Below are 24,711 nucleotides of genomic sequence, written 5' to 3'. Positions count from 1 at the left end.
ACTGACAAGACAAATTGAAACTCCCAACACATTCCATAAAAATCTCTTTAAACTATAAAAAGTAGAAACTACATTTTATTGTAATTTCTACTTTGTTTATATTTATTCACTTACTTAAAAATCTATTTCTTTTTGCTACGTTTGAACACGAGATATAAAATGACACCAATCACTGCAAGTAAACCAATAAACATTAAAACAGAAGACCATTTTAATGCACTTTGAGATTGCTTAGGTGCTGCTTCTTTTTGTTTTTCTATGCTGAATTGTGCGCGATTTGTGAATGTTTGTTGTTCTTTATTTTGCACAGCAACTGATGCATCAGCTGATAAATTTTGAATTTGGCGTAAGAATTTTGGCGTAATTTGATTTTGACTGCTTCCCTCTCGATTAAACTGTAATGCGATATAAGCATCATCCCATGGATTCTTTTGAATCGTCGCATAGCGCATAATTGTCTCTTTTATAAAACCATCTTCTGCGAAATCCGGTTTATCATCTTTCATTACTAATGGACTTTTCTTGTTCAAATCTTTTTGTAACGTACCCGCTTCACCAACAAAAATAAGATGACGTCCTTTTAACTTCTCTTTTTGAATTGCGTCAACCGTTTTTAATTCATAATTTGGTGCAGAAGCACTTAATGCCGAAGACGTGTACAGTGCATTTAAGTCTTCTAATGCTACATTTTCTATACTGTCAATAACAACATATGTTCCTTGACGTGTATTTGTGAAGATTCCTGGATAACTCGTTAAACTCGCGACAGCTTGTTGGTTATTCTCTGTAGTTGAAAAGTTTAATGTACTTTCTTTTGAAATGAATAACCACTTCTGCTGATCATTCGTTGTACATGGATTATTCGTATTAGAGCCATTTAATTTAAATTGGATATCTAGTAGATGATTATTTTTCAATGCATTCTTTTCTATTGGAACATTGATTTCAAAAAAGCCTTTATCTTGTTTTACTTCTTTTAAAGTGATAGCGTGTGGAATTCCGTTTACTTCCATTACTAACTCCGCTTGTTTAGCATCTAAAATAGACGATTTTTTTAGTTTCAATGTTGCTGTAATAGCCTTATCTACATCAAAATCTTGCGGTAAGTAATAAAAGTAATGTCCTGATTCATATACTGCATTTGAAATTTCGAGATTTTGAATTCCCATCTGTTCAAAAGTTACAATACCTGCTTCACGTAAAGGTTGTTTTGGCTCTTCCCCAATCGTTATTGCTTTTCCACTTAATTGTGAAACGAACTCTTGATTCGATACAACTGCAATTTTCCCATCCAAATCTGTTGATTTTTTAGCTGTTACGACTAAAACATTTCGTTTTGTATTTTTAATTTTTTCTTGTGCTGTTTGAAGTTGAATTGTATTCTCTGTCGTTTTGACATTCATACGTTTTAAAAGATTTTTAACTGGCGCTGTTTTAAAATCTCCTATAACACCTACAAGAATTTTATTGGTTTGACGATTTTCAAAATCTTTCTCTTTCACTAATACAATTTGATTTTGATTTGCTACTTGTTTTTTTAAATAACTAACTATTTTTAAAGCTGCATCCATTGTTTCGACATTTGCATCATCTGGAATAACGACATCTGTTTTTGATTGGAATGATGTAAATTTAGATGGATAGTCTTGTAGCATTAACTCTCCTGCTGTGACATCTCCTTGAATTTGAAGGTATGAAGCTGGATTAATACGTAACCAGTTTCCTGATGTATTATTTTCAACACAGACACCTTGTTTAATAACTCCGTAAAAAATAATTGTTACTTCGTGTGCACCTTTTTTTAGCGCTTTTCCTTTTAAATCTAGTTGAACAGTGGTTTTATCTTTATTTCCTTCTAATTTCACTGTTTTTTGATTTTCGCCATCTACTCGAATCGTTAAAGATGATGGTGAGATGAGCAGCGAACTGTGGTGTACATCTAAAACAATTTGATTCTTTCCTTTTTGTGCATCTTCCGATAAATAATAATTATACGTAAATGAATCAGATACACCTTGTAAATTAATCGCGGTAGTTGTAATTGGTTCTTTTTTAATATCCTTTGCTGAAACGGTTATATTAAACAACATAAACGATAGGAAGGTGAGTACTACAAATCCGAAGAACTGTTTAATCATCTTTTTTACCTCCTTGATCTTTCTGGCTAAAACGTTCTGTTTTGTACCATTTGACTTCTTCTTTAAATATGGCACGTTTTATTTCTTGATAGAGTGAATATACAACGAGTGCAATCCACATTTGTGAATACGTAAAATACATAAGAATTACGTAGAAAAAATTTTTTCGATTCATTTCATTTTTTTCAATACTTAATGTAATCATTACTTCCCCTAAGAATAGTAAGAAAGCTAAAATCCACAAAGCAATCGCAACATTTCCAATGGATAATTGTAAATCATAGAATAGGTTTACAATAAATAAACCATTCGAAAGAATAACTCCGAAGAAGAAAAGAAAATACGTGAAAAAGAAATAAAATAAATCAAAAATAATTCGTTTTCTCTTTAATGTTGCGAATTGCCGTAAAAACTTTAAGACAACATATTGATTTCCCCGTGCCCAGCGTGTTCGCTGTTTCCACCATACACCGAGTGTTTCGGGTTCTTGTTCCCATGTAATAGCTTTAGGGAAAAATCGAATATGATAGCCAAGATTGTAAACACGAATCGTTAATTCCGTATCTTCTGCTAACGCTTTTACATCCCAACCGCCAAGTTCTTCAATAACTGAGCGACGAATCGCAAAGTTAGTGCCTGGAATAGTTGCGACACCAAACCATTTCCAACGTCCACCTTGTGCCATCCATTGAAAACAAATCGTTTCAATGTTAATAAATCGGGTTAACCATGTTTTTGCGGCATTGATTACACGAAACTTTCCTACCATTGCAGCGGCTTTTGGGTCATTTATGAGACCCATTACTAAATACCAAACAGCCTTTTTTTCTGGTGTATTATCTGCATCATATACGCAAATAATTTCACCTTTGGAATTCGCTAAGGCTTCATTCAATGCAGAAGACTTTCCCTTCCCTTTATTCGGTGGTTTTGTTTCTAATACGCGAATGAATGGATAGCGATCCGCAAATTCTTGTGCGATTTCACCTGTACGATCTGATGAATTATCATTAATGACGATAATATCAAGCTTATCTTTTGGATAATATAGTCGCGACATAGCAGTAAGAGTTTGTGCCATGACTACTTCCTCATTATGTGAAGGAATAAATACACTGACAGTTGGTAAATCTGTCATATTTTTTTCCCACTTAGGAATAACGCGCTCATAAGTACGATAGTGACGATATCCCCCCTGCATTAAAAACATATGGTAGAGGAGCATAACCCAAATTAAAATCAACGCGGTAAAAAAGAGTGTGTTAGCCATTTGGTTTCCTCTCCTCAAATAAACGTTTTTTTAATGTAAATCGTAGTCGTAGAACATTTAAGAAAAAGAGTGCTACGAATAATAAGACAATTCCAAATAAGACCCAAAGTGAGAATTCGAATGGACTCGTCTCCCATTTATACTTGATTAAATCGATATAACGATTTTCTTGTTTTACTGCCAACTTTCCCGTATCCGATTGTATAATCGTCAAATCTGTCACTTGTACTTTTGCCTTAATTTTACGCAAATCAAGCCATTCAAATTGTGGAAAAGTATTTAAAATAGATAAAGTTCGAGCAATTTCTTCAGGTTTTTGTTGTACATTGATTTTTATACCAGCCATAGAACCTTGAATCGTCGTTAAATTCTTTAGTTGCTGTATTAAAATAGGTTCACTTTCTAAGTTACTCGTGATAGGTGTGAGATTTGTTGAATAGACTTGTAAGTGATACATGTAAGAAGGTTTTGTAACAAGTGGCTGTACGCCATTAAACTCACTCGACTCATCACTATATTGTAATGTCCCGAAATACGTACTGAAATGTTGTGCGATTTCTTCATATACATAAGAACTTGCTTGACCATTTTCAATTGTAAAAGCAATTGGATATAATTTTGCTCTTGATAAAGCACTCACTGCTTCTTGAATACGTTGTTTTGTATATTGTTTTTCAATTTGTCCATTTTTTTTCCTTGCCTCTTGAAAAGCTTCTTTTGATGAAAATTCTTCTATACTATAAAATGGCTTAGCTTGCGCACTATTTAGCGCTGTAATCGGTTGATTCAACTTGTCATCCCAAAACTCATGCTGTTTTTGATCTTCTTGGCGATAAGATAATCCATAACCATTGACAATAATAGCAACTCCTTTTGCCTGTTCTTCTTGAAGTAAATCACGAAGTTCTTTTGCCTCACTTAGTTGATTAATACTTTTACGATTTGCTGTATATTCAACTGCCGAAACAGCTAATGCATATGGCACATTTTCTCTTTTTAATTGGTCTGTTAATGTTTTTAATTGTTTAGGCGATGTCGATGGTCGAATCCCATCAATAATCATCCAAACGCGGTGTTTGGGTGGTTGATACCATGTTGTCTTATTTGCAATAAACGGCTGTAGGTATAATTGAAATTCGTCTGTCCATTTATTCAATGATAAATAATAATCTTTGTTGTGTTTAAGAAGAATGGGATACGTACGATGGAGTGTCTTTCCCTTAATTACTTCTTTATAATTTGAAGTTGTTTTTAAAAAGGGAATTTTAGTTGTTAAAGTTTTTGAGTCGATTTGTACAAAATCACCCATTCCTTCTATTCTTAAATCTCGAAAAGCTTCGAACTGATTAGCATTATAACCGATGAATAGCTTTTGACGTGGGAATTTTTGAATCCATTCACGTGGTTGTCTTGAAATGTCAGCTTCATTCATACCAATATAAATAATAGTGGTTGCTTCATTCACTTGCTGTTTTGTAATCTTACTAATCGGTTCAACGACTGTGTCGCCATACGATGAAAAAAGGGCATCTACACGATGAACTGTCTTTTCTTCCATAGGTGTCGTAGCATTATATACGATTAAAATAGTAGGTTTCTTTTGACTTTGCGCCTGCGTTGTCTCGGGAATCCAACTAACAACAAGCAAAAAAGCAAAGAAAGTAAGAACACCCTTAAATTTCATTAATTAATGACTCACTTTGAGCGACTTCAACCATATCGTTAAAGCTCACTTCTGTTTTAGGTGTATACGTATAATGCCCTACTTTAAATTGAAGGGTCACTAAATTTCCCGATAGTAACTGATGTTCTTTTAAATGTTCTGATAATTTTTCATAAATAACTTGAATGTAGGTACTCGGTGTCTCGGGCAAAATAAGCGCAAAATGATTTTCGTCGTAACGATACTTTCGATCTGTCAAGCGCATAATGCCATTAATTTTTTCAGCTAATTGTGAAATGAGATACTGTGTTTCTTTTTCACCATATAAATTTCTAAAGTTCTTAAAATGTTGTATTTCAATTAATAAAAAAACAAAAGGGTCCTCATTTCTGTCAGAACGTCTTGCTTCCTCAACAATGGCTTTTTCAAGACGAATACGATTATCAAATCCACTATCCGTATCTGTCGCCACGTATTTTTCAACGCTCCCTTGTAACATATGGATTTGTTTAGCACTTTCAACTGTCAACTCATGAATCCTTCCAGAGATTAAAACTAAAATTAGAATCGCAATACCATAGATGAAAAATTCAGTTAGTTGTAAATCGAATGGCATGAAGACCATTGTTTTCTCTGTTAATTGTAAATAGAAAATGATTGTTCCGATTAAAAAAAGATAAATCAAACTAAGCAATAATCCAAGTACAGCACCATAGTAAAGAGATACTGCTACCAATAAGATTAAAAATAAAGCAAGTAAAATACCTTGACTGCCTTTTAAATAAACCATATACAGTGGTAGCTGGACTAATAAAAGCAGAACAATTGTTAAAAAACTTGCTGTTTTTTGATGTCTTGTCATCGTACCCACCCTCCTTTAGTTAGTAAAGGTAGTAAATTATCAAAAATATGTGTTTCACCATTTTTTGCAATATAAGAGCCATAGTATTGCGTATTTTTATGGTGATTTTTCAACTGATTCATGCGCTTATTGATTGCTTTTTCAAGTGTTTTGTCTTTAACAGCTTGACTATAAAAGATAGCATAGCTATAAACAGCTGGTGATTCATAACGCACAACAGGTTGTAATGTTTTTCGATTATATTGACCATATAATTTACCATCTTTTTTCATCTTTTCTTTTAATAGCTGATGAAATTTAGATGTAGATTTAATTTCTTGCACATTTCGCGCTGTTAATAATTGATCAATCATATGCACTGTGTCATCAAATTGATAGGTTTTCGTTTGGATATCAAATTTTTTAGCGTAAAGTCCATTGGCATCTTGTGGTGCATTTCGAATAACCTCAACATTTTTTTCTAAAATTTCAGGTGTTAATTGCATACGCTTATAGTAACTTGGTGCAGCGTAACTTAACGTGATTTCTTTTGCACGGTTTTCAGATTGCTCACTACCAAAATCAACAAAATAATCTTCATACATGGTGTATGCTTTATTGGCATCAATCGTTTTAGAAAGTAATTGCTTTACTTCTTTGTTTCCCCATTTTCTAGCCCCTAAATCTAATGCCTTAATCAAACGTAAATCATCGATTAATGCATTTGTATCAGAGCGTTTACCTTCTTTGATTTCCCATGAGATGAGGTGATTTGGAAGAATTAACGATTGTTTCACTGCTTGAAAACTTTTCATATAGTTTGTTTTGTCATTCGTTTGAATGAAATAGAGCATAAGAAGCCCCATCGATTCTGCTAAATACTCATTTTTTCGATTCGTTAAATTGGTAGAAAGAAGACCATTTTTAGAAGCGAATTCTTGAAAAATCACAGTCGCTAAACGTGATTTTTGGTTTTCTGTGTAACGAATAGTTTCTGTTTTTGGCGTATTTTTTATTGATTGACATCCCAATAAACAAAGAGACATAATCATTAAAATTACTATTTTCCGATGTCTCATTCTACTTTTCACCTTCTTCAAATTCATATTCTCTTATTTTCTTTATTAAATAATACACTTTTTAACCAGAAATAACACAAAAAGTTAAGATAGACAAATGAGTATTTTTAAAATCTCATTCACATACTCTTCCATTTTCGCATGACTATACATTATAATGAGAAGGATGTCAGGAGGCACTTATATGAATATTCAAATTGAAAAATCAACAAATGCAAAAGTCATCCATAAAATTATGATGAAAGCGTACGAGGAATATGCACATGATGCTGCACCTTCCAGCGCTTTATCTGAGACGGTTTCGTCTATAAAAGAAGCACTTTTAAACGGACAAGAAGCACTTGTAGGAACGATTGCTGGACAACCAATTGCATGTGTTCGTTATAAAATTCACGATAACGGACTTCAGTTCTTCCGTATGTCTGTATTACCTACAATGCAAGGTTTAGGGATTGCTAAACAATTGATTAATGAGTTAGAACAAATTGCACGTACTGCTAATCTAAATACGATTTATTGTCGTGTACGTGTCAGCGTGTTACGTAATCTTCAGCTTTATCAATCAAAAGGTTATTCAATCTACGATCAAGAAACCGTTATGACAGATGAAGGTGTACCAATCGAAGTTGTTTCGATGAAAAAGATTATTGCTCCACTCACATAATAAAAAGGATAAACCCGCTCACATGGGTTTATCCTTTTTCTATTCCTTATTTATGCTTCTGCAAACTTATCTTCTTGTGAATTTTCATTTAATTGCTCCTCTTTCATCTGCTTTAAAACAGAATTACGCAACAAATATAGCGTGAGAGAAATCACAATAATACCAGTTCCAATTAAAACAGATGGCGCACCGAAATAATCATATAAAAACCCGTATATTAAAATGCCAAAAGGCATCATCCCCATAGCAAGTGTTTCAAATAAAGCAAACACACGCCCCCTATAAGATTCTTCTATACTTTTTTGTAAAATCACACCAATTGGGACATTCGTACATACTTCTGTCATCGTCATTAAAAATGATGTAATTCCGTAATAAATAAATAGTTGTATATATGTTAATTCAAAAAGAATAAGTGGTAATGCAAATAAGAAAAATATCGTGCTGAGTATTAAAAGCGCTCTTTTTGAGAATAAAATCGGATTTTTTAAATTTTTACGTGCTGTTAAATAGATGGAAGCAAGTAACATCCCCACTGCGCCAATCGATTCAATCCATCCGACATGAAGTGACTTAAACTGCACGACTTCCACTAAAACATACGAAATACCAACTGCAAATGCGGAGAAAAAAAGATTCAAACAAAGTGCGAGTGTAATAATTGTTTTAAGTGTCTTTCGATTTTTAATATAGTGATAGGCAGATTTCATACTCTTTAGAAAAGGCTCTGACTTTTGTGCATGGTTTTTTTCTGTTTTATAAAGATTAAAATTCATCGTTGCATCTAACAATGTACTTATACTAAACGCGATGATTTGAATGATTAAAAATACTTCAATCGATACAAAACCATACAAAATACCACCAATCATCGGTGCGCTAATTGCAGCAAGTGACATAGATAATTGATTCAAGCTCATGACCTTTTGGATGCGGTCTTGGTCGACTAATTGTCCAATTGAAGCGGTTAATGTAATTCCACTACACGATGTGAAAATAGTATAGAACACCATCATGATATATATCGCCATGATGGACATTCCTTGCCAATTCGCGTAAAGCAACAGTATCGCAACCGTTACAACGGTTAAAATTTGCGAACTAATAACTAATACCTTTTTATTATAACGGTCTGCCATATAGCCGATAAGTGGCGAAAAGAGAACACGTGGCACAATCGAACAAAGAATATTAATTGAAAAACTAGTTGCTGAACCGGTTAATTTTAAAATATATAACGAAATCCCGAACGCGACGATATTTGCTCCCATAACCGAAACAAATTTACTAACTGCAAAAATACCTATGTGATAACTTGCTTTTCGTAAAGACTGTTCAGAAGTCATCTCTAGCCCTCCTATAAAGTTTAATATAATTAAACTTATTATAACGGATGATTTACTTGCCCACAAGTTAAAAGTTTAATATAATTAAACAAGAGGTGTTGAAATGAAAACTTTAGGACAGCGAATACGCTCTTTGCGTAAATCAAAAAAGATGACACTCGTTGATATTGCAGGTGAACAAATGACCAAAGGGATGCTTAGTTTAATTGAAAACGATAAAGCGAAGCCATCTATTGAAAACTTACAATACATTGCAAATCAGTTACACGTAGAAGTGAGTGTACTGACTGACCCATTCCCACTTACTGAACTAAGAAGAATCATTGATGACCTTCATCAAATTGTTCAAAATAAAAAATGGCTCGATGTATCTCAAGCCATTCAAGTAAAAAATTTAGTTGAACCGATTATTTCTGAGCTACCAGCAAATTATGAAGCAGCTCAAATTTACTTATATTATTTAAAAGTATTTCCGCCACTAGAGGCGTTCGAACAAGGGATTGAAGAAGCTAAAAAAGCGGTTGTCTTTTTCAAAGAACTCGCCCTATATAAAGAACTCGCTACAACCTATACATTACAAGCGATTTTCTATTTTAATCAGTTACAATTTGAACAGGCGTATGAAACGATTCAAGTTGCTTATAAATTAGTTCAATCACCTTACTATACGATTGATCCGATTACACGAATTGACGTATCGTACCATATGGCATCATTTTGTTATGCAACGAATCGTTTGGATGAAGCCGATCAAGTTTTACAACACTTGCTTAAAACATGTCACGAAGAGAAAATATTTCACTTTTATGCGCATATTATTCGGATGGCAGCTTATGCAGCCATGATTTTACAGCAACCCGAGAAAGTGGAAATGTATCGTGAACGATTAGAAAAATATACGGCTTTTGATACACATCCAAATACACAGTACTATTTACATGTATTTTACTTATTTTATTACAACACATATGACAGTAAGCCTTTAAAAGTATTGGAACATGCACGTATAATGAAAGAATCCGATGAAGCTTTTGAAACTTTACCATATATTGAAGTGGAAACAGGGAAAGCACTTTATAAATTAGGGCGTTTTCAAGAAGCCTGTGAAGCTTTTCATTTTTTTGAGACGGAACGCAATTGGAATGGTGTTCATCCATTTAATACGGCTCGTTTTCAAGAAGGGCTCGCCTATTATGCATGTACACTATTTGAACTTGGTCAAATGGAAGCAGCAAAAAAATGGATTCTGCGTGCATATGAAGAACAAAAAATCATGCTACCCCTTGCTGAAAAACAATGGATTTGTGATACGTATAATTGGTTGATGGAACAGATGATAAAAAATAATGAGTAATGAAAAAAGCTCATCCGACTTTTGTAAAATCGGATGAGTTTTTTTATTTTACGCTGTAAAACGAATCAAATAGCGTTCTTCTGTATGCACTTCTGGTAAATCATCTTCTTGTAAAGGGAGCGTTACTTCTCCTAGCGCATCTTCTTCCTCATCACCAAACCAACAAATATAGACTTCAGCTATATCACCTGTTGGAATGACTTTTTTCAAAGCTGTATGAAGTTGCTGTAAGGCGATTCTTGCCTGCTCATAATGAACAGGTGTCTCGATTTTTGATTGTGGATTTAAATCATCTAATTGACCATTTAATTCAATTTCGTATACATAGTGCGTTTGCAAATGATGATGTTGGACAGTTGTTCGCGCTAAACGGTCAGATGTCTGTTCTGTAAAATGAATTGCTCCTTGCGTCATTTTTTGTAGTTCCTCTAACGGTACATTACTTCCCAAATATGTCACTAGTCCCATCCTTCATCCTCCTATTGAATCTTACGACTTTGTACGACGCCAATTGCGAGCGGTAAAATAACAAAAATACTGAGTAGAGTGGCATATGTTGTAATACCTTGTGATGCCATTATACCAAGTGATACAAACACCATCTCAGCTAATACGAAAGCAAAAAATAGACTGCCTCCATTTCGTAACACAACGATTAGTTTACGATTATGTGTATAAAAAGCTTCTGCATTCTGTTCATTTAATCGTGCAGGATAATTCCCCCACTCTGGATGTTTCATCATAAAATTCATTAACGACCAGAAGCAGTATGTAACAATCGGTATCGTCAACATCGTCCATTTAGAACCTGTCGAATCGAGTTCACCTAGCGCATTATAATGTAGTGGAATCTCGATTGGAATCTTTTGCCAAACCATCGCAATATAGATGACTAAAACACCCCAAATAAGCAAGGTTAAACGTGTATATAATCGTTCCATCGGTGTAAAAGGAACATCAAATTGCTTCATCTTTTTCACATCATACATCAGATTCCCTCCTTTTTCTATATTATAACGTAATTCCCTCTTTCCGTCAGATGTATTAAAAGAGACCGAGACAAAAGTATTTTCAACGTAGCAAATCCCGTATGATTTTTCAAAATCATACGGGATTTGTTCATTCAGATCAATTTTCGCTTCGAAAAACGCTTTCCGCGGGCATGGCTTCAAACTCCTCGTCACTACGTTCCTGTGGGGTTTTCAGCTCATGCTATTCCCGCAGGAGTCGTTTTCTACGCGTTCAATTGATTTGACTATTCGCATTTGAGCCATATTATTTTGTTCTGTCCCAGGCTCTTTCATGTTAGACAGATGTATTTTCTACAATATAATCAAATACTAGATCGGCAATATGTGTCGCTGTTTGATCACCGTGATGTGAGCAAGTCGACTGAATTCCTTTTTGCATTTGCATTAAGCAACCTGGGTTCGCTGTAACAACAATATCTGGATTGATGTCTTGTACATGTTGCATCTTCGTTTCTAAAATCGCATCAGCCATCTCTGGTTGTAAGATGTTATAAATACCTGCTGAGCCACAACATATATTTGCACCAACTAGTTCTTCATATTCAAATCCAGTCATACTCTTTAAAATCTGACGTGGTTCTTCACTTACACCATTTACATTGCGTAAGTGACATGAATCTTGATACGTAATCTTTTTACGTGCTGCTGGTTGAAGCGTCTGTAAAAATTCAGGTAGGCCTAATTTTACAAGCAAGCTGGATAAATCAATTTGCTTCTCTGTAAAGATTTTCGCACGTTCTTCATATACGGGATCATGTGCTAAATGATGGTCATATTCTGCTAAGAATGCGCCACAGCCACCTGCATTATTCACGATATAATCAACGGAATCATCTGTAAAAACATCTAAATTGGCACGTGCATTACGCTTTGCTTTATCCATCTCACCACTATGTCCATGTAGCGCACCACAGCATTGTTGTTGTTTTGGAATTGTTACCTTTGCACCGAGCATCTCAAGTAATGCAATCGTTTTACGATTCGTCTCTAAAAATAAAGTATCCATCAAACACCCCGAAAAGAATGACACATGCATTTGCTTCTTCGGTAACTGTGGAAGTGCTGGCAACGACTTCTTCGCTGGTTCTGGTAACACGCCCTCCATCTCTTTCATAAACGGTGGGAATAAATTTAGGAAGCCGATTTTTCGCGTTACTTTTTGCAAACCTGACTTTTGATAAAAGCGGATTAAATTAACCGCTCCTGTCATCGCTTTTTGGTTCGCAAATAACCCGTCGAATGTTGCACCACGTACAGCTTTTTCAAGTGGCTTACGTGTTTTACCAAGCTGTATCGCATGACGAGTTTGTTCAATGAGTGGACCATATTGTACGCCTGCTGGACAAGCTGGTTCACATGCTCGACATCCTAGACACATATTGAACGATTCTTCAATACTTGCATCCCATACCACTTTTCCATCACGCACTGCTTTCATTAAGGCAATACGTCCTCTTGGTGAATGTGCTTCTTCTGCATTCGTGTGTATATAAGTCGGGCAAGCTGGTAAACAGAAGCCACAGCGCATACAATCGAGTAATAAATCTTCATCAACTGTTTTTTCAAATGCTTTTTGCATTAACTCAGCATTATTCACCATGATGAATCACCACTCTTAATTTTTGTGATTTTGCAAAGATTTTATTCGGGTTCATAATATTCTTTGGATCAATAGACTGTTTGATGGCACGCATAACAAACATGCCTTCCTCTCCTAGTCGCCAAGCTAAGTAAGGTGATTTCATCTCGCCTACACCATGCTCACCTGTTAGTGTACCGCCTAATTTAAGAGATGCATCGAAAATGGCTTCAAAAGCTTGTTCCACGCGTTCCATTTCTTCCGCGTCACGTACATCTGTTAAACAAGTTGGGTGTAAATTACCATCACCCGCATGACCAAATGTTGAAATTTGAACGCGATAATCACGTGCGATTTGTTCAATTGCACGAACCATTGTCGCAAGCTCTGAACGCGGAACTGTCGCATCTTCTAAAATCGTTGTCGGACGTTTTCTTGCAAGTGCTGATAATGCCACGCGTCGTCCTGTTTTTAACTTCATCGCCTCTGCTTCACTTTCCGCAACTGCTGTAAAGATTGCACCATTCTCTTTTGCAATCTCAATCATCTGTGCTACATCACGTTCCACTTGTGCTTCTTCACCGTCTTGTTCCATTAGTAAAAAGGCTTGTAAATCAAGTGGTAGACCTAAATGCATAAACTCCTCTACCGCTTGAATCGTACCATTATCTAAAAATTCGAGTGTTGCTGGAATAATTTTCGCAGCAATAATCTGTGATACCGTTTCGGCTGCTGCATCTAATGAATCAAAATGCGCAATCGCTGTTTTTTGTGCGACTGGTTTTGGAATCAATTTTAAAACAATTTCTGTAATAATCCCGAGCGTACCTTCTGAACCAACAAGCATCGCTTTTAAATCATAACCTGCCACATCTTTCGCTAACTTTCCACCACATGTTAAAACTTCGCCACTTGGTAAAACAACGGTCAAGCCAAGCACATAATCTTTTGTCACACCATATTTTAAACCACGTAAACCACCTGAGTTTTCATTCACATTCCCACCGATTGTAGAAATCTTCATCGAGCTTGGATCTGGTGGATAGAATAATCCCTTTGATTCCACATATTCATGAATGGTTTGTGTAATCACACCTGGTTGAACGGTTAGTGTTAAATTATCCGCATCTAGCTCTAAAATTTGATTCATATGATTAAATAACATCACAAGACCACCCTGTGTCGGGCAAGTACCCGCTGCTAAATTCGTCCCTGACCCTCTTGGTACAATCGGCATTTCATAACGGTCACATAACTTCACGATTGCCACAACATCCTCTGTATGTCGCGGGCTAACTACCACGTCTGGTAAAGCCTGAAAGTTCGCTGTCGCATCATACGAATACGCAAGTAATTGTGCCTGTGTTGTTTTCACATTCTCTTTGCCTAATAATTCTGTCAATTCATTTAAAAACTGTGCATTCATTCCGAATCCCCCCTTCTTCTTATTATAGAGTTTTGCGCAGTTTTCGTGTATCGTTCTGTTATCCAAATCTTTTTATATTTATTTGTGCATTTGCACAAAATCATATAATTGGAACTTTTCAATGAGTAAGCAACTCATATATAAATTTGCTCTTCCTTTTACATCTGTTAATTTATACCCTAATTTTTCTTCAATTTTCATTAAGCGGTAATTTAATGTATTGCGATGAATATGAAGGTAACTTGCTAGTTCATTCAATGTCCAATCCGTCATAATTCTCAAATACATATGTTCAAATAAAATTGAATCTTTTACAAGCGAACCACATACACGCGATACAAACTTCATCGCACGCTCTCTCGTAATGTCTGCAACAATCAATTCCATCGTTAATTCTTTTTCTTGCACAACAGGTCGTTCTTTTGAGCAATAGAGTAACGCTGTTTTTGCTTCTTCGTAAGATGTTTTGATTTGTTCTAATAAATACGAACCACCAATCCCTACTTTTTGCTGCCAATCATATAAAAATGTTAGTTCTTGGTCAGCTGGCAATAATATTGCATACTGCCCTTGATGAATAGCTGTAAATAATTCTTTTTTAACGTGTTCATGCATCCACTCACGTAATACATCCTCTACTATGACAATGCGATACAGTTGCGCTGCTTCCATTTTCAACTCTTTTGCACCACGTCGCACCTCTTTCTCGCTCATCCCTTGTAATAATTGAGCTAAAAACTGTTCTTTTTGAACATGATCGCGTTGATGAATAAAATCAGAAATCAGCATTTCAGCTAAACGTTTTACGAGCATTCCATATTGCGAGATATGCTTTGGATCGCCCGTTACCCCAATAACGCCAATTGGCTCATTTTGAATAATAATTGGAAACACCATGCCTGGGCGAACCCCTTGTAGTTTCTCTACTTCAGATTGCTTCATATGCAAAATTTGTTTTTTACGCATCGCAAGAAGTGAACCTTCGTGAAAGGAACCAACTCTCTCTGGCTCTGTGCTCGCTTTAATCATCCCTTGTTGATTCGTTACGATAATCTGCTCTTGAATGAGTTGTCCAAGTTCTCGTACAATTTGATCACCTATAATATGTAAATCATACATTATCTATTTGCTCCTTTTCCGCTAATCGGTCGATTATTTTCTATAAAACTTGGGTAGTATGTTAATAGTCTGAAATGAGGTGTTACGAAAATGAATGCATTCAAATTAGCCTTTTTTATGTACATGGGCGGATTGTGTATTGCCCTCTTTCTACCAACTTCTAGTATGTACCATAACTTCTCCTCAAAATTAATCATTGCACAAATTTATGTCATTCCGATTGTTTTACTGACATTATTAGTATATATCGTTTGTCGTAAACAATCACCTACCGAAGAAAGTCAGGAGTGAACGATATGCTCGGCTCAATTATTCAAACGAAAAACCCACGTATGAATCCCTATCTCAAGACGGCTATGCTTATTTTTATAACAGCTGCTTTTATCGAACTTTTTAGTTTTAGTCGTTCGCATAGTTCATCACAATTAGCACTATCCCTTCTCTTTGCCTCATGTGCTTGTATATGCTACTTAGAGCGTTCAGCTCAACGCCCTATAAAACGACAGCATAGTAAAAAACAACAAACATCACCCAATTTACACATTCTATTCCCTCTATTCACTGGTTTTTTATGGTTGATTGGTGGTGTCTACATGCTGTGGTTCATGCTACAAGAACCTACATTACCACTTAATCCTAATGCAGTATATACATTAACTACTATGAGCGCTCTCTTTGTTTTATATGCTTTTATTCAACTGCAAAAACGTGCAACGCACATACAAACGAGAAAACAATTTATCAAACGCGCGTTACTATTCTTTTTACCAATTCTAGCTGTATTTACAGCCAATATCGTCTATGATGTGACCACTACTTTATTAATTGACCAGTTAGCTACTTGTATCATCGCTATTTACCTTTTCAAAAATGGCTGGTCATTAATTAAAACAGGCAGCACCTATCTCTCTTATGGTGCGTCAAACAGTCTAGACCTCGTTCAGTTAAGTCAAGATTTATACTCTTTTGAATCTGTCAAACAGGTGGAAAAGTTACAAGCTTGGGCAATTACACCACAACTTTTCGGTGTAAAATGCGAATTAGTAATTCAAGGGAATGAACATCATCTGAATCAAATTATTGATGACATTACGAATTTCGTCTTAAATCATTATCAAATTGAGCATATTCATTTTGATATTATTCCAATCTTTATTAGTCGACCCGATCTCTCATAAATTTAAAATCATATAAAAAGACTTTAGAAAGCCTAAACTTTCCAAAGTCTTTTTGATTGTGTTTAAAAATTTTAATGTAAATTGAAGTATAAACCGACTAACGAATAAATAATAACTGTCGAGAATAATACAGTCATATGGATTAATGAGTAGACAAATAATAATGTCGCCCATTTCTTTGGATCTTTTTTGTGGTAGCCATAAACATTCATAATGAGCCAAGCAATACTTAGTAAAATGGCAACTGACATTAATCCATAGCTCAATGTACCAAGTGGAATACAGCTAATGATTAGTAGAACGAGGTAAACATTTGTTGTAATGTATGTACGACGCATACCTTTCGCTGCTGGTAACATCGGAACATTCGCTGCCTTGTAGTCGTCCATTTTACGAATTGCGATTGCATAGAAGTGTGGCATCTGCCAAATCAGTGTAATGACAAATAAACTTAAAATAGCTGGGTTTAAAATATTTGGATTGATGGCTGCCCATCCAATCAACGGTGGCATCGCACCTGATAAACTTCCAACTTCCGTATTATAAACTGTATGGCGCTTCGTCCACATTGTGTAAGGAACTGTGTATAGGAATAGACCTGCGAATCCAAGTAATGCTGCCATTGGCGTAGCAACATACAACATACCTACACCAAAAATAGCTAATACAGTTGCTAAAATAAGCGTCGTTTTCACAGAAATTTCACCTGTAACAGTCGGACGCTTCTTCGTACGTTCCATTAAGCGGTCAATATCACGATCATATGCATTATTAAATGCACCTGCTGACGCGATAACGGCTGCTGAACCAACTGTTGCCGCAACAATATTCATAATTAAATCAACTGGATTTAATTCATACTTGTATAGCGCTAATGTCAAACCAGCGAACATCGGAATTAAGTTCGACTTAATAATACCTGTTTTAACGGTTTGAGCTAATAACTGTGACTTGCTTCCCTGAAAGATTTCGACAGTTGTTTCTTGCTCTAGATTTTTTTCACTTTGCATTGGTTGATTTTTCATTCCTTTACATAGCAATAAGCTAGAAAATAAGTACGAATCGTATAATGTTATACAAATTGCAATAATTCTATCATACCAAACTTCTAACTATTTACATACCATTTCTATTGAAATTCACATAATATACAACATTCATATTTATGTAGCACAATCCTTTTCTTTCCGTACGATACACCCTATAATTAACTTCTAGTTTGAAAGGAGTTTTATACATGATGTATGGATGGATTGGATTAGGAAATATGGCGCAAGCGATTATTAAAGGGATGCTTGCCGCTGAAAATTATGATGCAAAAACAATTTTAGCATATAATCGCTCACAGGAAAAAGTAACACGTTTTGAAAAAGAGTATGGCATTGTAGGATGTCATTCTGTAGAGGAATTGCTTGATGCAGATGTGATTGTTTTAGGTGTACAACCGCAGCAGTTAGAAGCTGTTTATGCACAGATTGCTGGACAATTAAAGCCACATCAAATTGTTGTATCGATGGCTGCTGGTAAAACCATCGCACAATTACAACAAGGATTAAATCACCAACTTGTCTGTCGTATCATGCCGAACATTAATGCGATTGTCGGCGCTTCTACAACAGGATTTGCGAGTGCACCCGAATTAACAAACGACATGAAACAAGCTGTTCGAGCGATGTTTGAAGCAGTTGGCTCTGTTATCGAAATTCCAGAAGAACAGTTCGATGTGTTCTCTGCAATTGCTGGCGCTTCTCCAGCGTTCACGTATTTATATATCGATTCATTAGCACGTGCTGCTGTGATGGAAGGTATGGATAAAGGAACTGCTCTCCAAATTGCTGCAAGTGCTGTACTCGGTAGTGCTGAAATGGTTCTTCAGTCGAATGAACACCCATGGGCGCTTGTCGATCAAGTTTGCTCACCAGGTGGTACAACGATTCAAGGTGTGACATCACTTCAAAACAATCATTTCGCTAGTACAATTTACGAAGCGGTACAAGCGGTCATTGCACGAGATCGTGTATTAAAATAAGCGAGCTATAAGAAAGGAGTGTTCTGCTACGTTGCATGTAGAGCACTCTTTTTATACATTTATTTATTACATTAACATATTAATTCATTGGTATTGATTCACTCGTATTTTCTTTTTTTCGCTTCATTTCGTTGACATTCTTTTCGTTTAATAGTATATTAAATTCACTAAATGAAACCGTTTTCACCTACTACGATTGGAGTGATGACTCATGATTATGCAACAAGTTCGTTCTTCAAAAATTCAGGCGATTGGCTATAACGCGAGCGCTATGATTTTACGTGTTGAGTTTTTAAAAGATGGTGTTTTCGAATACTATGGTGTCCCTGAACGAATTGTGAAGGAATTTTTAGATGCAGAGTCATTGGGCATTTATTTTAAGCGCTTCATTAAAGATCGGTATCGTTTTGTTCGTTTAGGTTAAACACAAATAAAGGTAGTGATTTATGTTTGGATTGCATAAATCACTACCTTATTTGTTTGATTGTTCAAACATGGCTGTACCTCTATTCTGGGTATTTTAATTTTAAAAATCGGTGATCGTGCTGACTTTGTTTTTTGAGCATCTTTGCAATATGCGGTAATTCTTCTCGATTAGATGATTCATATGCGTCTAAAATATGCTGATATTCTTTACGGTATGCTAAATATTCTGGTTCCTTTTTAAAAACTTCTTCAAAATGCGCTACAGCTTGCTTTGACTGCTTATGATATTTTTGTTGGATCATGCCAACTAAATAATGCACATTATTTTCTTCGTCTACTGTTAAATCCAGCTCGCGTAATCCCCTCTCATAAACATCAACTGCTCGATTCTCCATGAATAGTAGTTCCATCACAAGTCCTTTTCTCAGTAATTGTTCATACGTCATAGGATGTTCGTGATAAAGACGAATACATTTCATCGTAATTAAAGAGATGAGTAATATCATGATAAATAAAATCATCGCGTATCCTCCTTCTAAATCTCTGTCCATAACTGAGACTTGTGCTTGTTACTTACTTCTATTATATAGGTCTTTTATATGACATTCAATTAAGATGATATGAATTGTTTGTAAATTCTGCCCATTAACATAAAGTTAAAAGAGTGTTATAGTTAAAGAGAAAAATTTTGACGTGAATAGGGGAAAAAAATGATTGAAGTAAAAGTATCTCCCATCAGTGATGGAGAATTTAACCGTGGTGTTTTCGCAAGTGTCGACATAAAAAAAGGAACACTTTTTCATCAAGCACCTGTAATTGCTTATCCGAACGAAGAACATGAACACATTGAAAAAACATTGTTAGCAGACTATGCATTCGAATATGGCATTGGACGTTCAGCAATTCTACTTGGATATGGCATGTTATTCAATCATAGTTATACTCCGAATGCAGACTACGAAATTAATTTTGATAATCATACATTCGATTTCTTTGCTTATAAAGATATTAAACAAGGTGAAGAAGTATTTATTAATTATAATGGTGATATTGATGACCAAGACGCTCTTTGGTTCCAAGAAGAAAAATCAGAATAATTCGGTCATCCTATATAAAAAGGACTTCAAGCCATAAAATCGGTTGAAGTCCTTTTTGTTTATTATTTTACTTTTTTGTATGTTACAGATTTTGTCGAACTTGTATAAAGTACATTATTCTTAGCTGTCACATATACTTTACCACCGCGATCTGACAACTTTGTTGTTTTAAAAGTTACCGTTGAAGAAGTTGCTTTCTTCTTCGCGATTACTTTTTTCTTTTTAGCATCTGCATAAACGATGACTGTATCACCCTTTTTCACACCTGTCACTTTTATGCGGTCGTTTTTTGTACCCTTTTTATTCGCGACACTTGCTTTTGGTGTTGCTGTTTTCACATATGCTTTTAATTGATAATGTAATAAAAATTCATCATAAGCATCTCCGCTAACACGTACATAATACGTACCTTTTTTAACAGATGCTGTTGTCACATAATGATTACCTGACTTCGTTGTTGTCTTTTTTAATTTCTTTTTCTTCGCATCGTAAATATTCATTGAAAAGTCTGCACGTTTTTTTGTTGATGCTTTCAATACCAATTTACCTGTTGTTGGCACTTGCACTTTATAATAATCGACATCGTCAAATAAGAATGCAAGTGACCCTTCGTACACTTTGCTACGCTGCATTGCTGTTGCTTTTGCACGTGTATCATTTGATTCATATTCAACGTATTTTTTTGTTGATTTTGCTAAAGATACGCTATATGCGTTACCATATTTTTTCACTTCCGCAGCTTCACCAATTGCCATAACGAAATATGTACCTTTTTGTAAACCTACATATGCTGTGTGTTGACCGATTGAGTCTTCGCCCTTCATATTGTCAATTAAAGCGACCACTTTTACTTCATCTAATAATTTTTCAAATTCTGCATCTGAAATCGTTTCTTGCTCTAACTGTTCAATTTGTTTTGCTGTTAATCCTTTCACTACAGCTAAACCAATTGCTTTTTTACCTGCATCTTTAAAAGACAATTTCATTGTTTGCTTTTTTGTAGATGTGAATTGGAAATAATCCATTCCATCTGCATCTAGCGTTCTTTTAACAACCGTTCCTAGTTTAACAGAGTCTCCTTGTGCTGCTTGTGCTGAATAATTATTCACACTTAAGGCTCCGCTAACTATCAATAAGAAAGCGATGAACGCAATACTTATTTTTTGATAATTTAATTTCATTTATACACCTCTTTAATCATTTGTTTATTATTTTAACAAATATTACATAATAAAAATATGCTTTTTCATAAATTTTTTTGATATTTCGCCTTTTGATTATTCTGAAAAAATAAATTATATTTCTAAATAAAATATTGTGAATTTTACAAATTAAGATTAGACTGTATAGAAACTGTATTTTTTAGAAGGAGCTGTTTTGTATGACAATTAAAATTGGTATTGTTGGATATGGAAATTTAGGACGGGGTGTAGAAGGTGCCATTGCACAAAATGAAGACATGGAATTAGTGGCTGTATTCACACGTCGCGATCCTGAAACGGTAAAAATCCAATCGAACGCAGCGATTCATCACGTAGATGACGCAGAAAAATTCATCGGCAAAATTGATACGATGATTATTTGTGGCGGTTCTGCTACAGATCTTCCCGAGCAAGTTCCTCACTTTGCGCAGTGGTTTAATACGATTGATAGTTTTGACACACATGCAAAAATTCCTGAATTCTTTGAAACAGTAGATGCTATAAATCAAAAATCAAATACGACTTCTATTATCTCAGTAGGTTGGGACCCAGGTTTATTCTCGCTAAATCGTGTACTCGGAGAAGCTGTTTTACCGAAGGGGGATACATATACATTTTGGGGTGATGGCTTAAGTCAAGGTCACTCAGATGCGGTACGTCGTATTGTTGGAGTAAAAAATGCTGTTCAATACACACTACCTGTTCCAGAAGCAGTAGAAAAAGTACGTAACGGTGATGCACCTGCACTATCAACACGTGAAAAGCATACACGCGTATGTTATATCGTCTTAGAAGAAGGTGCTGATGCGGCGAAGATTACCGAAGAAATTGTAACGATGCCAAACTATTTTGCAGACTACGATACAACAGTTCATATTATCTCAGAAGATGATTTTAATACGAATCATACGGGCATGCCACATGGTGGTTTTGTTATTCGCTCTGGTCAATCGGATGCTGGTCATAAACAAATTCTTGAGTTTTCACTTAAGTTGGAGAGTAACCCTTACTTTACATCAAGCGTATTAGTTGCATATGCTCGTGCAGCCTATCGCCTATCTCAAAAAGGTCATGTTGGTGCGCTTTCTGTATTTGATGTACCGTTCAGTGCTATCTCACCTAAAACACCTGAACAATTGCGTGCCGAATTATTATAATTCATACGAAAGGAGTTAGGATATGCTTAAAACAGATAGGATTGGTGAACAAGAAGAAGACCACTTTATAAAAGGCGTAAAAGATAGTCTTCCTACTCTATTCGGCTATATAAGTATTGGAATCGCATTCGGTGTTGTAGGAATCGCTTCAAATTTAAGTACATTTGAAATTACATTGCTGTCAATTCTTGTTTATGCAGGTGCAGCCCAGTTTATTTTTTGTGGACTATATCTTGCCGGAACGCCTGCTTCAATTATTATTTTAACGACATTCATTGTGAATTTACGCCATCTATTAATGTCTCTAACAATCGCTCCTAGCTTTACGAACCAAAGCCTTCTACGCAATATAGGTTTTGGTTCTCTTTTAACTGATGAAACATTTGGAGTAGCTGTTACAAAAAGAGCGCAAACTGGAGCACTTGGACCGAGATGGATGGACGGACAAAATATAACGGCCTATCTTGCATGGATTGCAGCTTCCATTATCGGTGCCTTAATTGGAAAATGGATTCCAAATCCTGAAAGACTCGGCTTAGATTTTGCACTCACTGCTATGTTTGTTGCTTTACTTGTACTATCTATCACCGCTGCAAACCGTACAAAAATCATGCATTATTTACAATTGATTGGCTATATGGCGGTAATTATTTATTTTCTTTTATATTTCACATCCACACATATTGCAGTACTTGTCGGTACAGTGGTTGTCGCGACAATTGGGGTGGTGACGGAGAAAAAATGATAACGTCTTCTATGATGTGGTTATTACTTGGATGTGCAGTTGTTACGTGGTTGCCGCGTATACTACCTTTTGTATTCGTTAAAAATATGATATTACCACCTATTATTTTGAGATGGTTAGCTTATATCCCTGTTTGTATTTTGAGTGCACTCGTTATGACGAACCTCTTTGATGCAAGTGGCTCTTACGTGACATTCAATTGGCCGATTTTAGCTGCTTTTATACCAACCGTGCTCATTGCCATTTGGACGAAAAGTTTATCAACTACGGTCATTGTTGGTGTCATATGTATGGCTACGATTCGATTTATATTTTAAAGTAAGACAAAAAAGAGCCTAAGCGTATGCTGAAGCTCTTTTTTTTATGATATTTTATAATAAATCATAAGAAAAAAGGCAAGGGATTTCCCCTTAGCCTTCACCAAAATGAACCCATTTTTTGATTAATTTTCCTATTTAATTATTCGCACTATATGCACGTGATTTGATTAAATTTTCTCTTCTTGCACTTCAAATTGGTCAAGTTGTTGAAATGCATGTTTAAAAATTTGCCCAAATCGTTCACGATCTGCTAAAGCGTTTGTGACACGTTTTGTATACATAGCGACTTCATCTAAAAAATCACGATTCTCCCATAAATGTGCGTTTCGATGAAGTAAAAAATACGGTTGATTTGGATCATTGAATAATGTAAGCGACTTTAGAGATCCCACCTTCTCGTAGAGCCAGACATTCAACTGATTCGCTAAACAACTCGCAACTTGGCATTGGCGAATTTGATCATCTACAAGAGTATTTTTTATTTGTTGAAAAAATTTATTTTTTCGTATTGCATCAAAAATTAAAAAATCTCCTGTATAATACATTGTTTTTTCCATTGATTCCATAACGTCTTTTGATAAACGCCGCATCATTAACCAAAGATTTAGGCAATTATGTATGACGTCTTTTTCATTCAGCAAACCTTTTTCAAATTCTAAGTCGTGACAATGCTCATGAAATAAGTTTGTGAATTCTTGTACTTGACTGTCATCAATGAAAAACAGCGATGCATCTTTAGTTAATGTATATTGCACAAATTTCACCTCAATAAGATAATGTTAATAAATTTTAAAATTAGGACAATATCTCCAATGTTTATTTTGTTCATTATACATACCTAGTCAAATTATAACCTTTATTTCCTATTTTTAAACATACTATTTCATCATAAAATTACCTTAAAATCCAATTTTAGTTATTTAATACTCTTTTTTGTTACAAAATAGTTAAATTTTACTTCTAAAGACTTATTATTTTTTATAAACATCTTCTTTTTAAAACAATACTTTTTCACTATAAACATAGTAAAAACGAATTATATTTTAA

General features: G+C 35.1%; 25 protein-coding genes. 10 read left to right on the top strand and 15 right to left on the bottom strand.

Annotated features, from left to right (window positions below; all coding sequences use genetic code 11):
• Window positions 1–122: 122 nt before the first annotated feature.
• From ASO14_RS06725 to ASO14_RS06705, 5 genes are read right to left on the bottom strand one after another with little or no spacing between them, the layout of a single operon-like run.
• Complete coding sequence (locus ASO14_RS06725) at window positions 123–2,138, bottom strand: cellulose biosynthesis cyclic di-GMP-binding regulatory protein BcsB (RefSeq protein ID WP_068453206.1); 2,016 nt, start codon at window positions 2,136–2,138, stop codon at window positions 123–125.
• Entirely contained in the window at window positions 2,131–3,408 is a 1,278-nt protein-coding gene (locus ASO14_RS06720) for a glycosyltransferase family 2 protein (protein ID WP_068453204.1), read from the bottom strand. Before ASO14_RS06720 ends, ASO14_RS06725 begins: the two co-directional genes overlap by 8 nt.
• On the bottom strand, window positions 3,401–5,092 hold the full coding sequence (locus ASO14_RS06715; protein WP_068453202.1) for a DUF2334 domain-containing protein: 1,692 nt from the start codon (window positions 5,090–5,092) through the stop codon (window positions 3,401–3,403). Before ASO14_RS06715 ends, ASO14_RS06720 begins: the two co-directional genes overlap by 8 nt.
• Window positions 5,082–5,933: a diguanylate cyclase domain-containing protein gene (locus ASO14_RS06710; RefSeq protein ID WP_068453200.1), complete on the bottom strand. Its 852-nt coding sequence runs from the start codon at window positions 5,931–5,933 to the stop codon at window positions 5,082–5,084. The genes ASO14_RS06715 and ASO14_RS06710 overlap by 11 nt, the downstream gene beginning before the upstream one ends.
• Complete coding sequence (locus ASO14_RS06705; protein WP_068453198.1) at window positions 5,930–6,991, bottom strand: hypothetical protein; 1,062 nt, start codon at window positions 6,989–6,991, stop codon at window positions 5,930–5,932. The genes ASO14_RS06710 and ASO14_RS06705 overlap by 4 nt, the downstream gene beginning before the upstream one ends.
• Window positions 6,992–7,175: 184 nt before the next feature.
• Here ASO14_RS06705 and ASO14_RS06700 point away from each other — a divergent pair, with 184 nt between their 5' ends.
• On the top strand, window positions 7,176–7,655 hold the full coding sequence (locus tag ASO14_RS06700) for a GNAT family N-acetyltransferase (RefSeq protein WP_068453196.1): 480 nt from the start codon (window positions 7,176–7,178) through the stop codon (window positions 7,653–7,655).
• A gap of 50 nt (window positions 7,656–7,705) precedes the next feature.
• On the opposite strand, the gene ASO14_RS06695 is transcribed toward ASO14_RS06700, so the two are convergent.
• Complete coding sequence (locus ASO14_RS06695; protein ID WP_068453195.1) at window positions 7,706–9,001, bottom strand: MFS transporter; 1,296 nt, start codon at window positions 8,999–9,001, stop codon at window positions 7,706–7,708.
• A gap of 103 nt (window positions 9,002–9,104) precedes the next feature.
• Between ASO14_RS06695 and ASO14_RS06690 the strand changes: the two genes are divergently transcribed.
• Window positions 9,105–10,355: a helix-turn-helix domain-containing protein gene (locus ASO14_RS06690; protein ID WP_068453192.1), complete on the top strand. Its 1,251-nt coding sequence runs from the start codon at window positions 9,105–9,107 to the stop codon at window positions 10,353–10,355.
• A 48-nt stretch (window positions 10,356–10,403) separates the two neighbouring features.
• On the opposite strand, the gene ASO14_RS06685 is transcribed toward ASO14_RS06690, so the two are convergent.
• The 5 genes from ASO14_RS06685 to ASO14_RS06665 form a co-directional block, all read right to left on the bottom strand.
• Entirely contained in the window at window positions 10,404–10,823 is a 420-nt protein-coding gene (locus tag ASO14_RS06685) for a hypothetical protein (RefSeq protein ID WP_068453190.1), read from the bottom strand.
• Window positions 10,824–10,834: 11 nt separating this feature from the next.
• Window positions 10,835–11,344: a DUF1648 domain-containing protein gene (locus ASO14_RS06680; protein WP_068453188.1), complete on the bottom strand. Its 510-nt coding sequence runs from the start codon at window positions 11,342–11,344 to the stop codon at window positions 10,835–10,837.
• Window positions 11,345–11,660: 316 nt separating this feature from the next.
• A complete protein-coding gene (locus ASO14_RS06675) occupies window positions 11,661–12,986 on the bottom strand; it encodes a (Fe-S)-binding protein (RefSeq protein WP_068453186.1) in 1,326 nt (441 codons plus the stop codon).
• Window positions 12,976–14,391, bottom strand: a complete 1,416-nt coding sequence (locus ASO14_RS06670; RefSeq protein WP_068453184.1) for an FAD-binding oxidoreductase — start codon at window positions 14,389–14,391, stop codon at window positions 12,976–12,978. Before ASO14_RS06670 ends, ASO14_RS06675 begins: the two co-directional genes overlap by 11 nt.
• Before the next feature lie 78 nt (window positions 14,392–14,469).
• Window positions 14,470–15,510 (bottom strand): CdaR family transcriptional regulator, encoded by a 1,041-nt coding sequence (locus ASO14_RS06665; protein ID WP_068453182.1) that lies wholly within the window; start codon window positions 15,508–15,510, stop codon window positions 14,470–14,472.
• A 90-nt stretch (window positions 15,511–15,600) separates the two neighbouring features.
• Here ASO14_RS06665 and ASO14_RS06660 point away from each other — a divergent pair, with 90 nt between their 5' ends.
• Both ASO14_RS06660 and ASO14_RS06655 read left to right on the top strand, forming a co-directional pair.
• Complete coding sequence (locus tag ASO14_RS06660) at window positions 15,601–15,801, top strand: DUF4017 family protein (RefSeq protein WP_068453180.1); 201 nt, start codon at window positions 15,601–15,603, stop codon at window positions 15,799–15,801.
• Between the two features lie 5 nt (window positions 15,802–15,806).
• Window positions 15,807–16,688: a cation diffusion facilitator family transporter gene (locus ASO14_RS06655; protein ID WP_068453178.1), complete on the top strand. Its 882-nt coding sequence runs from the start codon at window positions 15,807–15,809 to the stop codon at window positions 16,686–16,688.
• Between the two features lie 71 nt (window positions 16,689–16,759).
• On the opposite strand, the gene cyoE is transcribed toward ASO14_RS06655, so the two are convergent.
• The gene (cyoE, locus tag ASO14_RS06650) at window positions 16,760–17,698 is read right to left on the bottom strand and encodes a heme o synthase (protein WP_068453176.1); all 939 of its coding nucleotides are present in this window, start codon (window positions 17,696–17,698) and stop codon (window positions 16,760–16,762) included.
• 227 nt (window positions 17,699–17,925) lie between these two features.
• On the opposite strand from cyoE, the gene proC reads away from it, so the two are divergent.
• Both proC and ASO14_RS06640 read left to right on the top strand, forming a co-directional pair.
• Window positions 17,926–18,717 (top strand): pyrroline-5-carboxylate reductase, encoded by a 792-nt coding sequence (gene proC, locus ASO14_RS06645; protein ID WP_068453173.1) that lies wholly within the window; start codon window positions 17,926–17,928, stop codon window positions 18,715–18,717.
• A 211-nt stretch (window positions 18,718–18,928) separates the two neighbouring features.
• A complete protein-coding gene (locus ASO14_RS06640; RefSeq protein ID WP_087680204.1) occupies window positions 18,929–19,141 on the top strand; it encodes a KTSC domain-containing protein in 213 nt (70 codons plus the stop codon).
• 82 nt (window positions 19,142–19,223) lie between these two features.
• Here the strand turns inward: ASO14_RS06640 and ASO14_RS06635 are convergent, their stop codons facing one another.
• A complete protein-coding gene (locus ASO14_RS06635) occupies window positions 19,224–19,664 on the bottom strand; it encodes a hypothetical protein (RefSeq protein ID WP_068453171.1) in 441 nt (146 codons plus the stop codon).
• Window positions 19,665–19,853: 189 nt separating this feature from the next.
• On the opposite strand from ASO14_RS06635, the gene ASO14_RS06630 reads away from it, so the two are divergent.
• Window positions 19,854–20,240: an SET domain-containing protein gene (locus ASO14_RS06630; protein WP_068453169.1), complete on the top strand. Its 387-nt coding sequence runs from the start codon at window positions 19,854–19,856 to the stop codon at window positions 20,238–20,240.
• Between the two features lie 62 nt (window positions 20,241–20,302).
• On the opposite strand, the gene ASO14_RS06625 is transcribed toward ASO14_RS06630, so the two are convergent.
• A complete protein-coding gene (locus ASO14_RS06625; RefSeq protein ID WP_068453167.1) occupies window positions 20,303–21,421 on the bottom strand; it encodes a pre-peptidase C-terminal domain-containing protein in 1,119 nt (372 codons plus the stop codon).
• A 200-nt stretch (window positions 21,422–21,621) separates the two neighbouring features.
• Between ASO14_RS06625 and ASO14_RS06620 the strand changes: the two genes are divergently transcribed.
• From ASO14_RS06620 to ASO14_RS06610, 3 genes are read left to right on the top strand one after another with little or no spacing between them, the layout of a single operon-like run.
• A complete protein-coding gene (locus ASO14_RS06620; protein ID WP_068453165.1) occupies window positions 21,622–22,599 on the top strand; it encodes a diaminopimelate dehydrogenase in 978 nt (325 codons plus the stop codon).
• Window positions 22,600–22,621: 22 nt separating this feature from the next.
• A complete protein-coding gene (locus ASO14_RS06615; RefSeq protein WP_068453163.1) occupies window positions 22,622–23,344 on the top strand; it encodes an AzlC family ABC transporter permease in 723 nt (240 codons plus the stop codon).
• On the top strand, window positions 23,341–23,661 hold the full coding sequence (locus ASO14_RS06610; RefSeq protein WP_068453161.1) for an AzlD domain-containing protein: 321 nt from the start codon (window positions 23,341–23,343) through the stop codon (window positions 23,659–23,661). Before ASO14_RS06615 ends, ASO14_RS06610 begins: the two co-directional genes overlap by 4 nt.
• A gap of 170 nt (window positions 23,662–23,831) precedes the next feature.
• Here ASO14_RS06610 and ASO14_RS06605 read toward each other — a convergent pair whose 3' ends face one another.
• Window positions 23,832–24,419 (bottom strand): hypothetical protein, encoded by a 588-nt coding sequence (locus ASO14_RS06605; RefSeq protein ID WP_068453159.1) that lies wholly within the window; start codon window positions 24,417–24,419, stop codon window positions 23,832–23,834.
• Between the last annotated feature and the right edge of the window lie 292 nt (window positions 24,420–24,711).

Source organism: Kurthia sp. 11kri321, assembly GCF_001534765.1.
Taxonomy (GTDB): Bacteria; Bacillota; Bacilli; order Bacillales_A; family Planococcaceae; genus Kurthia; species Kurthia gibsonii.
Note: the sequence above shows the minus strand (reverse complement) of the source record. Positions and strands in the feature narration are given on the sequence as shown.

Bases quoted from the DNA above. Each gene is read 5' to 3' on its own strand.
- ASO14_RS06725 (WP_068453206.1), bottom strand. From the start codon at position 2,138: ATGATTAAACAGTTCTTCGGATTTGTAGTACTCACCTTCCTATCGTTT.
- ASO14_RS06720 (WP_068453204.1), bottom strand. From the start codon at position 3,408: ATGGCTAACACACTCTTTTTTACCGCGTTGATTTTAATTTGGGTTATG.
- ASO14_RS06715 (WP_068453202.1), bottom strand. From the start codon at position 5,092: ATGAAATTTAAGGGTGTTCTTACTTTCTTTGCTTTTTTGCTTGTTGTT.
- ASO14_RS06710 (WP_068453200.1), bottom strand. From the start codon at position 5,933: ATGACAAGACATCAAAAAACAGCAAGTTTTTTAACAATTGTTCTGCTT.
- ASO14_RS06705 (WP_068453198.1), bottom strand. From the start codon at position 6,991: ATGAGACATCGGAAAATAGTAATTTTAATGATTATGTCTCTTTGTTTA.
- ASO14_RS06700 (WP_068453196.1), top strand. From the start codon at position 7,176: ATGAATATTCAAATTGAAAAATCAACAAATGCAAAAGTCATCCATAAA.
- ASO14_RS06695 (WP_068453195.1), bottom strand. From the start codon at position 9,001: ATGACTTCTGAACAGTCTTTACGAAAAGCAAGTTATCACATAGGTATT.
- ASO14_RS06690 (WP_068453192.1), top strand. From the start codon at position 9,105: ATGAAAACTTTAGGACAGCGAATACGCTCTTTGCGTAAATCAAAAAAG.
- ASO14_RS06685 (WP_068453190.1), bottom strand. From the start codon at position 10,823: ATGGGACTAGTGACATATTTGGGAAGTAATGTACCGTTAGAGGAACTA.
- ASO14_RS06680 (WP_068453188.1), bottom strand. From the start codon at position 11,344: ATGTATGATGTGAAAAAGATGAAGCAATTTGATGTTCCTTTTACACCG.
- ASO14_RS06675 (WP_068453186.1), bottom strand. From the start codon at position 12,986: ATGGTGAATAATGCTGAGTTAATGCAAAAAGCATTTGAAAAAACAGTT.
- ASO14_RS06670 (WP_068453184.1), bottom strand. From the start codon at position 14,391: ATGAATGCACAGTTTTTAAATGAATTGACAGAATTATTAGGCAAAGAG.
- ASO14_RS06665 (WP_068453182.1), bottom strand. From the start codon at position 15,510: ATGTATGATTTACATATTATAGGTGATCAAATTGTACGAGAACTTGGA.
- ASO14_RS06660 (WP_068453180.1), top strand. From the start codon at position 15,601: ATGAATGCATTCAAATTAGCCTTTTTTATGTACATGGGCGGATTGTGT.
- ASO14_RS06655 (WP_068453178.1), top strand. From the start codon at position 15,807: ATGCTCGGCTCAATTATTCAAACGAAAAACCCACGTATGAATCCCTAT.
- cyoE (WP_068453176.1), bottom strand. From the start codon at position 17,698: ATGCAAAGTGAAAAAAATCTAGAGCAAGAAACAACTGTCGAAATCTTT.
- proC (WP_068453173.1), top strand. From the start codon at position 17,926: ATGATGTATGGATGGATTGGATTAGGAAATATGGCGCAAGCGATTATT.
- ASO14_RS06640 (WP_087680204.1), top strand. From the start codon at position 18,929: ATGATTATGCAACAAGTTCGTTCTTCAAAAATTCAGGCGATTGGCTAT.
- ASO14_RS06635 (WP_068453171.1), bottom strand. From the start codon at position 19,664: ATGATTTTATTTATCATGATATTACTCATCTCTTTAATTACGATGAAA.
- ASO14_RS06630 (WP_068453169.1), top strand. From the start codon at position 19,854: ATGATTGAAGTAAAAGTATCTCCCATCAGTGATGGAGAATTTAACCGT.
- ASO14_RS06625 (WP_068453167.1), bottom strand. From the start codon at position 21,421: ATGAAATTAAATTATCAAAAAATAAGTATTGCGTTCATCGCTTTCTTA.
- ASO14_RS06620 (WP_068453165.1), top strand. From the start codon at position 21,622: ATGACAATTAAAATTGGTATTGTTGGATATGGAAATTTAGGACGGGGT.
- ASO14_RS06615 (WP_068453163.1), top strand. From the start codon at position 22,622: ATGCTTAAAACAGATAGGATTGGTGAACAAGAAGAAGACCACTTTATA.
- ASO14_RS06610 (WP_068453161.1), top strand. From the start codon at position 23,341: ATGATAACGTCTTCTATGATGTGGTTATTACTTGGATGTGCAGTTGTT.